We start from the raw sequence: 10,122 nt of genomic DNA, 5'->3' as shown, positions 1-10,122 counted from the left end.
TGCCGATCCTCAACAAGATCGACCTGCCCGCCAGCGAATGCGACCGGGTGGCCGAACAGATCGAGGATGTGATCGGCATCGACGCATCCGGCGCGATCCGGGTCAGCGCCAAGACCGGCGTCGGCATCCACGAAACGCTCGAGGCCATCGTCAAGCACCTGCCCGCGCCCAAGGGCACCCGCGACGCACCGCTCAAGGCGATGCTGGTCGACAGCTGGTACGACAGCTATCTGGGCGTCATCGTGCTGGTGCGCATCATGGACGGCGTGCTGAAAAAGGGCATGCGGGTCAAGTTCATGTCGAACGGCACCCTGCACCATGTGGACCGCATCGGCGTGTTCCGCCCCGCCATGCAGATGATCGACAGCCTCGGCCCCGGCGAGATCGGCTTTCTCACCGCGTCCATCAAGCAGGTGCGCGACACCCGCGTCGGCGACACCATCACCAATGACCGCAACGGCACCGAGGTCGCGCTGCCGGGCTTCAAGCCCGCCCAGCCGGTGGTGTTCTGCGGCCTCTTCCCGGTGGACTCGGCCGAGTTCGAGGACCTGCGCGACGCCATCGAGAAACTGGCGCTGAACGACGCCTCCTTCTCTTACGAAATGGAAACCTCGGCCGCGCTTGGCTTTGGCTTCCGCTGCGGCTTCCTGGGCTTGTTGCATCTCGAGGTCATTCGTGACCGGCTGGAACGCGAATACGATATCGAGCTGATCACCACCGCCCCCAGCGTGGTCTATCACGTCTTCATGAAAGACGGCGAGATGCGCGAGCTGCACAACCCCGCTGACATGCCCGACCTCAGCAAGGTCGACCATATCGAGGAGCCGCGGATCAAGGCCACCATCCTGGTGCCCGACGAATACCTGGGCGATGTGCTGAAACTCTGCCAGGACCGGCGCGGCATCCAGCAGGACCTGAGCTATGCCGGCTCGCGCGCCATGGTGGTCTATGACCTGCCGCTGAACGAGGTCGTGTTCGACTTCTACGACCGGCTGAAATCGGTGACCAAGGGCTATGCCAGCTTCGACTACCAGCTGACCGGCTATCGCGAGGACAGCCTGGTGAAAATGTCGATCCTGGTGAATGACGAGCCGGTGGACGCGCTGTCGACCATGGTGCATCGCGACCGGGCCGAGGCGCGCGGGCGTGCCATGTGTGAAAAGCTCAAGGACCTGATCCCCCGCCACATGTTCAAGATCCCGATCCAGGCGGCCATCGGCGGCAAGGTCATCGCGCGCGAGACCCTCTCGGCGCTGCGCAAGGACGTGACCGCAAAATGTTACGGCGGCGATGCGACCCGGAAACGCAAGCTGCTCGACAAGCAGAAGGCGGGCAAGAAGAAGATGCGCCAGTTCGGCAAGGTGGATATCCCGCAGGAGGCGTTCATTTCAGCGTTGAAGATGGACAGCTGAGGCTGTCCATTTCGAGTGACGATGGGCGAAAGCGGTTGGCGCAGCCAACTGCGTGCCCACACGGTCGAGGACTGAGTGACTATCGACAGCTGAGGCTGTCTTATGGCCTAGGCGGTTCAACCTAGCAGCAGAAATATGCCCGTGGGTGTGCAATGCCGTTATTGCTGGCGGCATCCGTAACGTGCCCAGCTGGGACCTATCCGCTTTTGACCGATTGATATGAATCAAAGTCTTGCGGTGCGATACATGGAAACTGTCTCCAGTTGTAGGGAGAACGCCATGTTTCGACTTGTAACGGTTATTTCGTTCCTTTTCCTGTCAGGTATCGCGGCTTCGGCTGACGAATACCACTGTACTATGCGGGGAGATTTCGTCGGGAAGACACTTATCTTCAAAATCGACAACAAGACGGGAAGGGGAACTGTCTTGGATCAGGAGTTCATTGGTGAGCCTATTCGCGTCCAGTTCGAAAGGCGCTCGGCCACTTACGTCAAGCTTAACTGGGGTTTCAGCTTCCGCTACAAGAGCGACGGGTTTTGGGTGACATATCGCGGAACGCTTAGAACGACGGACGGCCAGTTCACCGTTAACATCGCGGTGCAGGGCGGCGGCAACTATGGTTCCGTGCACAAGGGGGCCCGAGGCAAATGCAAGCACATTGTGACGTCTTCACGTACAGTGCCGCGCCAAAAGGCTGTTCCATCCAAACCTAAAAACCAGCAATACAGCGGTTTTCTGCCCGCCGGATGGTTCGATGCCAAAGCAAGATGGGACTTGGCATTACAAATGCCATAACAAGCAGTATCGCGAGCAGAACCGGCTGTCCTGTAAAACCTATCCGTGTTGGTAGTCAAAGTCTGAGGAGCCCGTCCCGTTTATGATCGGTAGTAGCTCCCGAGTTCACTTGGCTATCCAGAGGGTACGCACGTTGGACAAAGCGACATCCACTACCCCTTCCGTCACACCCCGGCGACCTCGCTGCCCTCCACACCGCCCACCTGCAAGATCCGCTAATCCTCGGTGCGGGTCACTTGCTCTGACCGACAGGGTTTACCTTTTGGAGCGTAGTCTGTTCGACCCTCACCGACCCCGCACCAGGCCTCGCGCCAGTGTGGTCACGATAAAGCTCAGCGCGGCGACGCAGACGATGCTGGGGCCTGCTGGTGTGTCGAACAGGTAGGCGCCGTATAGACCGGCCAGCGCCGACAGCCCGCCGATGCCCGCCGCCCCCAGCGCCATGCCCTCGGGCGTGCCTGACAGGGGCCGGGCGGCGGCGGCGGGAATGACCAGAAGTGCGGCGATCAGCAGCACGCCCACCACCTTGATCGCCACCGCAACCACCACCGCCAGCGCCAGCGTCAGCCAGGTCTCGGCCCGGCGCGGATCGACCCCGGCGGCATGGGCCAGATCGGGGTTCAGCGTTGCGATCAGCAGGTCGGACCAGCGCCACAGCGTCAGTCCCAGCACCAGCGCGCCACCGCCCCAGATCACCGCCAGGTCACCGCGCGACACCGCCAGGATATCGCCGAACAGAAAGGCCATCAGGTCCAGCCTCACATCGGCCAGCAGCGACACCGCCACAAGCCCCGCCGCAAGCGCCGTATGCGCCATAACCCCCAGCGCCGTGTCCATCGCATAGCCGCGCCCGCGCATCAGCGTCACCGCCGAGGCCATCAGCACCGCCGCCAGCACCACCGCCGGCAGGATCGGTGCCGACAGCGCCAGCGCCAGCGCCACGCCCAGCACCGCCGCATGGGCCGTCGCCTCGCCGAAATAGGCCATCCGCCGCCAGACCACGAAACAGCCCAGCGGCCCCGAGGCGAGCGCGACGCCCGCGCCCGCAAGGGCTGCGCGGATCATGAAATCGTCCAGCATCACCGGTCTCCGTGCTGATGCATATGCTCTGCGCCATGGTCATGGCCGCAATCGTCGTCGTGGCGATGGCTGTGCTGGTGGCGGTAGAGCGCCAGCGCCCCCCGCGTGCCGGTGCCGAACAGTGCCCGGTATTCCGGCGCGTCGGCCACCACCTCGGGCGTGCCCTCGCAACAGATATGGCCGTTCATGCACAGCACCCGGTCCGAGGCGGCCATGACGACATGCAGATCGTGGCTGACCATCACCACTGCGCAGCCCAGGTCCTGGCGGACCTCTTCGATCTGTTGATAAAATGCGGCCGATCCGGGCTGGTCCAGCCCCTGCGTCGCCTCGTCCAGCAGCAGGAGTTGCGGGCGTTCCAGCACCGCGCGCGCCAGCAGCACGCGCTGGAACTGGCCGCCCGACAGGTCGGTCATCTGCCGGTTGGCCAGGTCGGGCACACCGGCGCGGGCCAGCGCCTCGGCGGCGACATCCTGCGGCACCCGGCGCGGCAGGCTCAGGAAGCGGCTGACGGTGATCGGCAGCGTCGCGTCGATCGCCAGTTTCTGCGGCACATAGCCGATGCGCAGACCCGGCGCGCGGATCACCCGGCCCGAGGCCGGGGGCAGGGCGCCGATCAGCGCCCTGAGAAAGGTGGATTTGCCCGAGCCGTTGGGGCCGACGATGGTGACGATCTCTCCGGCCGCGACAGCGACGGTGATATCGGCGAGCACGGTGCGGCCGTCGACCCGGATGCTCAGCCCCTCGGCGGCAATGACCGGAGTGTTCATGCGGCCTGACCCGCGCAGCCGGGACAGAGACCCTCGGCCTCGACCACGATCCGTTCGATGGTGAACCCGGCCTCGGCGGCGGCCTTGCCCAGACGGCCCTGTTCCAGCTCGGTTCCCGCCTCGGCCACCGCCTTGCAGTTGCGGCAGATCAGAAAGGCGGGCACGTGATCCTCCTCGGGATGGGCGCAGGCGGTATAGGCGTTCAGCCGCTCGATCCGGTGGGCGAACCCGTTCTGCACCAGGAAATCCAGCGCCCGATAGGCCACGGGCGGTTGCGAGCCCAGCCCGTCGGCGGCGAGAATGTCGAGGATTTCATAAGCGCCCATGGCCCGGTGACGGTCCAGCAGGATTTCCAGCACCCGACGCCGCACCGGGGTGAATTGCAGCTTGTGCGCGGCGCAATGGCTTTCGGCCTGATGCAGCGCGGTGGCGATGCACTGGCTGTGGTCGTGACGTTCGAAACCTTTGGCTGTCATTCGGGCCTCCCGGCGAATTTCAGGCTTGATATGTTATAACATCCCCGATATCAAGTCGCGCAAGTTGTTACACTATAACATGTCGAGGTGCCCATGACCCGTCTATCCCTATCCGCGTTGATGATGACCTGTGCCACGCCGTTGCTGGCCGAGGTGCCGCAGGTTGCGGTCGATATAGCGCCCGTTCATTCGCTGGTGGCCCAGCTCATGGCCGGGGTTGGCGAACCGGACCTGATTGTGCGCCCCGGTGCCTCGCCGCATGGTTATGCCCTGCGCCCGTCCGAAGCGCGGGCAGTGCAGCAGGCCGATCTGGTGGTCTGGATGGGCGAGGAGCTGACCCCGTGGCTGGAGAAGCCGCTGTCGTCGCTGTCGGGCGATGCCCGCCATATCGCACTGCTCGAACAACCCGCGACGGCGCGGTTGGGATATCGCGATCTGGCGCATGATGACCACGAAGATCATGACGATCATGACGATCACAAGGAACATGCAGATCACGAAACGCAGGGCGACAAAGGGCATGACGATCACGCGCAGGCCGCGCATGACGACCATGACGGCGATCATGATCACAGTGGCACCGATCCGCATGCCTGGCTCGATCCGGGCAATGCCAGCGTCTGGCTGTCGCTGCTGGCCGAGGAACTGGCCGGGCTCGACCCCGAGCACGCGGACCGGTACCGCGCCAACGCGGCCGAGGCGCAGGCCCGGCTGGCCGAGCTGACAGTCCAGATCGCGGCAGAGTTGCAACCGATGCAAGGTAAACCCTTTATCGCGTTTCACGATGCCTATCAGTATTTCGAGCGCCCCTTTGGCCTGACGCTGGCCGGCACCGTGTCGCTGGGCGATGCCAGCAGCCCCAGCCCGGCCCGGCTGGCGCATCTTCGCGAAGAGGTGGTGGAAGAGGGGGTGACCTGCGCTTTTTCTGAACCGCAATACAATACTGCCCTGATCGAAACGGCGGTCGAAGGGACAGGTGCGGCGATTTTTGTGCTCGACCCGCTGGGCGCTGGGCTGGAGCCGGGACCGGAGCTTTATCCGCAGGTGCTGCGCGATATGGCGGCAAGCTTTGCCGCCTGCGCGGCGCGCTGAACGCCAAGATGCTATTCGGCGGCGCTGAACCCTTCGATCAACTGGCGTAGCCCCAGCGCGGCGCCGGCGAAGATTGCCAGAAATGTAACCGGGGCGCTGATTGCCAGCAGGCTGAAGGCTGTCAGCCCCTGACCCACGGTGCAGCCCATGGCAATGACTGCGCCGGTACCCATGATCGCTGCTCCTACGATCTGGCGGCGCAGTTCGCGCGGGTCCTCGCAGGCCTCCCAGCGGAAATGGCCCTTAATCAGCGATCCGATAAAGGCGCCCGCCCAGACCCCGGCGACCGAACCCACCGCAAAGGACAGCGGGCGCACCGAACCGGTCATCGCGTAGAGGATGGATTCGCCCACAGGTGCCGAGAAGCTGTGCGACACCACTTGCAACCCGTCGAACCCGTTCTGATAGACCCAGTAGCTGCCGGCCCAGCCGCTGACGATTGCCGCCGCCACCACCAGCGACCAGAAGATGGATTTCGGTTCCTGCCGCAAATCGCGCGAAGACAGCGCTCCCAAGCAAAGTATCAGCCCAACGGCGATGCCGATCACATGTACCGGCAGACCGGTCAGCAAATGGGCGTGATGGGCCAGCCCCGGCGGCAGGTCGCCGGCGACCTCGATCTGGGGAAACAGCAGGTTGCGCAGCGGCGCCAGAGGTCCGGCCAGGGTGACATAGGTAAAGACCCCCATCACCAGCACGATGACAAAGGCGCGCAGATCGCCGCCGCCCAGCCGCGCGATCGAGCCGTAGCCGCAATTGCCTGCCAGTGCCATGCCATAGCCGAACATCAGCCCGCCCAGGATCGAGGCCAGCGGCATCCAGCGGATCGACAGGTAATAGCTTTGCTCGGGATCGAGCCAGCCCAGCCCCATCAGGCCGAAACTGCCCGCCATGGCGGCGCCGATGGCCAGCACCCACATCCGCATCCGGAGGTCGGAGCCGCCATAGAGCAGGTCTTCGATCGCGCCCAAGGTACAGAACCGGCCCAGGCGTGCGGCCAGCCCCAAGGCAATACCGCCCAAAAGGCCAATCAACGCAACGGCCTGGCTGTCGCTCAGCCAAACAAGCATGTTTTCCTCCCCACGCTCCGGTGGCCGGTTCCGCTTGATGGCGACCGGAACCGGGTGGGCGGCTCAGTCGTTGTTGCAGAACAGGTCGTAGACCACTTCCAGTATCCGCCTTGGCCGCTCATCTGCCAAGCGGTAATAGATCGCCTTGCCCTCGCGGCGCGGAATTACCAGACCTTCGAGCCGCAGCCGGGACAGTTGTTGCGACACCGCTGCCTGACGGGCAGCAAGCAACTCTTCCAACTCGGTCACCGATTTCTCGCCCGACACCAGGTGGCACAGGATCATCAGCCGCCCTTCGTGACTGATCGCCTTGAGGAAATTCGACGCGGTGGTGGCATTGTCGACCATCTTGTCGAGTTCATCATCGGCCATATCGGTCGAAAACTTCGGAAGTGCCATGTCTCTTGTCCTCGTCCCCGGGGCGGTCCCGGGCAATAACTCAAGCGTCAACCCTCTGTCTGGCGCGCCGGGCGCCCCTTAACCGATTTGCCGCGCGAAATCCACCATCACACGCGAATATGTTTGTTTTCGTGTCCCGCCTGCTCAACTGCTGCCGGGAGGTTTGGGCACAAAGCCCGTGTGATCGACCAACAGCTTTTCCAGGAGCGGCCAGAAGAAATCCTCGCCCGGATAGCCTTCGAGCCGCGCCAGCTCGCGCCCGTCCTCGACGATCAGAAAGGTCGGGGTGAATACCACCCGGCGCGCGGTTTCCAGGTCGGAGGGAATCGCGCGTAGATCGACCCGGCGCAGCGGGGCAAAGGCGCCCTCGGCGGTCTTGGGGTAGATCGGCGCGATTTCCTCGTTCCATCGAGCGCACCATTCGCAGCCATGCTGCTCGACCATGACCAATTCCGCGGCCAGCGCCGGCAAGGCAAGGACCGCGGCCAAACCCGCGGCCAGAAAGTTTCTCGTCATGCCCATGAATGCACCGTTGACCTTTCACTTACACAAAACATAATTTGAATGTGTGAATAGATCAAGCCGCGCGCAAGCGCCGTGCATCACAAGGCCGACAGATGTTCGAAATTTCCTATCTTGGTGCGCTGTTTGCCGGGCTGCTCAGCTTCTTTACACCCTGCGTGCTGCCGATGGTGCCGTTCTACCTGTCCTATATGGGCGGGCTCAGCATGGCCGAACTGCGCGGCGACGGGCGGATCGCGCCGGGGGCACAGCGGCGTCTGATCGTGTCGTCGATCGCCTTCGCCGCCGGGGTCACCTCGGTCTTCATGATGCTGGGTATGGGGGCGACCGCGCTCGGGCGGCTGTTTGGCACCTATCTGGACACGCTGTCCTGGGCGGCGGCGGCGATTCTGGTGGTGTTCGGCCTGCATTTCCTGGGCGTGATCCGGGTGCCGCTGCTATATCGCGAGGCCCGGATGGACAGTTCCATGCCCGCCTCGACCCTGCTTGGGGCCTATCTGATGGGTCTGGCTTTCGGCTTTGGCTGGACACCCTGTGTGGGCCCGGCGCTGGCGGCGATCCTGATGATCGCCAGCGGCATGGGCGAGATCTGGCGTGGTGGCCTCTTGCTGCTGGTCTATGGCGTCGGCATGACCGCGCCTTTTGTGGTAGCCGCCTTTTTCGCGCGTCCCTTTCTGGGGTGGGTCCAGCGCCATCGCGCCGCCTTTGCCTGGGTTGAGAAGGGGATGGGGGCAATGCTGATCGTATTTGCTATCCTGATTGTCACCGGCGGTGTGAACTGGATCGCCGACACGATGATCCGTTGGGTTCCCAGCTTTTCGGCACTGGGCTGAGGGGCGGGCTGATTATGAGGTGAGGAAATGAGAAGATTTCTGGCGATACTGGGCCTGCTGGCCCTGACGGGAGGCGCGCAGGCTGCGGAGCTGGGCGATGACGGGCTGCACAAGACCGCGTGGATGCGCGACACGTTCAAGGACCTGCGCGAGGACCTGGGCGAGGCCAACGCAGAGGGCAAACGCCTGGTGCTGTTCTTTGAGCAGCGCGGCTGCGTCTATTGCGCCAAGATGCACAAGGAGGTGTTTCCCCGACCCGAGGTGAGCAGCTATATCGAAGAGAACTATTTCGTGGTACAATTGAATCTGCACGGCGATATCGAGGTCACCGATTTCGATGGTGAGGCGCTGTCGGAAAAGGACATGGCCCGCAAATGGGGCATCCTGTTCACGCCGACGATTCTGTTCCTGCCCGAAGAGGTGGCCGAGGATCAGTCGGCCCAGCAGGCGGCGGTGGCGGTGATGCCCGGCGCCTTTGGCGCGGGCACCACGCTGGACATGTTCACCTGGGTTGCTGAAAAGCGGTATGCGCTTGATAACGATGAGGATTTTCAACGGTATCACGCACGGCGCATTCAGGAGCGCAGCAATGGTTCCACGGATTGAGCGTCGGGCGCAACAAAATTCCAATTCACATTTGTGAATTTGATGTTGCGTTCGGGGTGGTTCGTGGCCTACGGTATACCGAGCGAGTTTCGCCACGTGCGCAGACACGTGGGAGCCAATGGGAGGACACATGAAGACAACTATTCTGACGCTGGCCGCCGCGCTGATCGGTGGCGCAGCCTGGGCGGGTGAAACTGCACCAGGCGATGTGGTCTATGCCGACGGCGCCGTCGAGGCATCGCTGACCGGAACACCCGGCGATGCGGCCAACGGTGCCATGGTCGTGGGCTCGAAAAAGCACGGCAACTGCGTCGCCTGCCATCAGGTCAGCGCATTGGCGGATGTCCCCTTCCATGGCGAGATCGGGCCGTCGCTGGACGGCGCAGGAAGCCGTTGGACCGAGGCCGAGCTTCGCGGGCTGATCGCCAATGCCAAGATGACGTTCGAAGGATCGATGATGCCGTCCTTCTACCGGATCGACGGCTATACCCGCCCCGGTGATGCCTATACCGGAAAAGCCGCTAAGGGTGCGTTGTCACCTCTGTTGTCGGCGCAAGAGATCGAAGACGTGGTCGCATTCCTCGCGACCCTCAAGGACGAATAAGCCGTGCCGAAACCGCACGGCGACAAACAAAGGAGAGCAACGATGGATTTCTCACGTCGTGACACCCTGGGTCTGGCCCTGGGCGCAGCGGCCCTGACGGTGCTGCCGTTCCGCGTGAACGCCGCTGCCGAGGACCGGATCGCCGAGTTCACCGGCGGTGCCGAAATGGGCGAGGGCGGTTTGACCCTGACCGCGCCCGAGATTGCCGAGAACGGCAATACCGTTCCGATCGAGGTCAGCGCGCCCGGCGCGGCGTCGATTCTGGTTCTGGCCATGGGCAACCCGACCCCGGGCGTGGCGCAGTTCAATTTTGGCCCGCTGGCTGCGGCGCAGTCGGCATCCACCCGCATTCGTCTGGCCGGGACTCAGGACGTTGTCGCCATCGCCAAGATGGCCGACGGTTCCTTCGTCAAGGCCAGCTCGACCGTAAAAGTGACCATCGGCGGCTGTGGCGGCTAAGCCC

13 protein-coding genes are annotated in these 10,122 nt (G+C 63.5%); 7 read left to right on the top strand and 6 right to left on the bottom strand.

The genetic code is table 11. From position 1 onward, the window contains the following. Nucleotides 1–1,412, top strand: a 1,412-nt coding sequence (gene lepA, locus AC2FNA_RS23035; RefSeq protein WP_496830619.1) for a translation elongation factor 4, incomplete at its 5' end; no start/stop codon positions are given. A 279-nt stretch (nt 1,413–1,691) separates the two neighbouring features. Next, on the top strand, nt 1,692–2,207 hold the full coding sequence (locus AC2FNA_RS23030; RefSeq protein ID WP_496830617.1) for a hypothetical protein: 516 nt from the start codon (nt 1,692–1,694) through the stop codon (nt 2,205–2,207). 285 nt (nt 2,208–2,492) lie between these two features. Here the strand turns inward: AC2FNA_RS23030 and AC2FNA_RS23025 are convergent, their stop codons facing one another. From AC2FNA_RS23025 to AC2FNA_RS23015, 3 genes are read right to left on the bottom strand one after another with little or no spacing between them, the layout of a single operon-like run. Then, nucleotides 2,493–3,287: a metal ABC transporter permease gene (locus AC2FNA_RS23025; RefSeq protein ID WP_044027949.1), complete on the bottom strand. Its 795-nt coding sequence runs from the start codon at nt 3,285–3,287 to the stop codon at nt 2,493–2,495. Then, complete coding sequence (locus AC2FNA_RS23020) at nt 3,287–4,057, bottom strand: ATP-binding cassette domain-containing protein (protein WP_496830615.1); 771 nt, start codon at nt 4,055–4,057, stop codon at nt 3,287–3,289. Before AC2FNA_RS23020 ends, AC2FNA_RS23025 begins: the two co-directional genes overlap by 1 nt. Next, nucleotides 4,054–4,533 carry a helix-turn-helix domain-containing protein gene (locus AC2FNA_RS23015; protein WP_234139410.1) on the bottom strand — a complete coding sequence of 160 codons (480 nt, stop codon included), beginning with the start codon at nt 4,531–4,533 and terminating at the stop codon, nt 4,054–4,056. Before AC2FNA_RS23015 ends, AC2FNA_RS23020 begins: the two co-directional genes overlap by 4 nt. A gap of 93 nt (nt 4,534–4,626) precedes the next feature. Between AC2FNA_RS23015 and AC2FNA_RS23010 the strand changes: the two genes are divergently transcribed. Then, entirely contained in the window at nt 4,627–5,625 is a 999-nt protein-coding gene (locus AC2FNA_RS23010; RefSeq protein ID WP_496830613.1) for a zinc ABC transporter substrate-binding protein, read from the top strand. 11 nt (nt 5,626–5,636) lie between these two features. Here the strand turns inward: AC2FNA_RS23010 and AC2FNA_RS23005 are convergent, their stop codons facing one another. The 3 genes from AC2FNA_RS23005 to AC2FNA_RS22995 form a co-directional block, all read right to left on the bottom strand. Then, nucleotides 5,637–6,695: a YeeE/YedE family protein gene (locus AC2FNA_RS23005; RefSeq protein WP_496830611.1), complete on the bottom strand. Its 1,059-nt coding sequence runs from the start codon at nt 6,693–6,695 to the stop codon at nt 5,637–5,639. Nucleotides 6,696–6,758: 63 nt separating this feature from the next. Further along, on the bottom strand, nt 6,759–7,094 hold the full coding sequence (locus AC2FNA_RS23000; RefSeq protein WP_234139412.1) for an ArsR/SmtB family transcription factor: 336 nt from the start codon (nt 7,092–7,094) through the stop codon (nt 6,759–6,761). A 144-nt stretch (nt 7,095–7,238) separates the two neighbouring features. Further along, the gene (locus AC2FNA_RS22995; RefSeq protein WP_496830608.1) at nt 7,239–7,616 is read right to left on the bottom strand and encodes a thioredoxin fold domain-containing protein; all 378 of its coding nucleotides are present in this window, start codon (nt 7,614–7,616) and stop codon (nt 7,239–7,241) included. Nucleotides 7,617–7,711: 95 nt separating this feature from the next. On the opposite strand from AC2FNA_RS22995, the gene AC2FNA_RS22990 reads away from it, so the two are divergent. The 4 genes from AC2FNA_RS22990 to soxY all read left to right on the top strand — a co-directional run bounded on the left by AC2FNA_RS22990 (nt 7,712) and on the right by soxY (nt 10,118). Continuing rightward, nucleotides 7,712–8,449, top strand: coding sequence for a cytochrome c biogenesis CcdA family protein (locus AC2FNA_RS22990; protein ID WP_496830606.1), 738 nt, complete (start codon nt 7,712–7,714; stop codon nt 8,447–8,449). A 27-nt stretch (nt 8,450–8,476) separates the two neighbouring features. Further along, a complete protein-coding gene (locus AC2FNA_RS22985) occupies nt 8,477–9,055 on the top strand; it encodes a thioredoxin family protein (protein ID WP_234139415.1) in 579 nt (192 codons plus the stop codon). A 130-nt stretch (nt 9,056–9,185) separates the two neighbouring features. Beyond that, complete coding sequence (soxX, locus tag AC2FNA_RS22980) at nt 9,186–9,659, top strand: sulfur oxidation c-type cytochrome SoxX (RefSeq protein ID WP_496830604.1); 474 nt, start codon at nt 9,186–9,188, stop codon at nt 9,657–9,659. A gap of 42 nt (nt 9,660–9,701) precedes the next feature. Beyond that, complete coding sequence (gene soxY, locus AC2FNA_RS22975) at nt 9,702–10,118, top strand: thiosulfate oxidation carrier protein SoxY (protein WP_496830602.1); 417 nt, start codon at nt 9,702–9,704, stop codon at nt 10,116–10,118. The last annotated feature ends 4 nt before the right edge of the window (nt 10,119–10,122 follow it).

The sequence above is a fragment of the Ruegeria sp. YKSD163 genome, from assembly GCF_059612905.1.
This window is presented reverse-complemented; position numbering and strand designations above follow the sequence as displayed.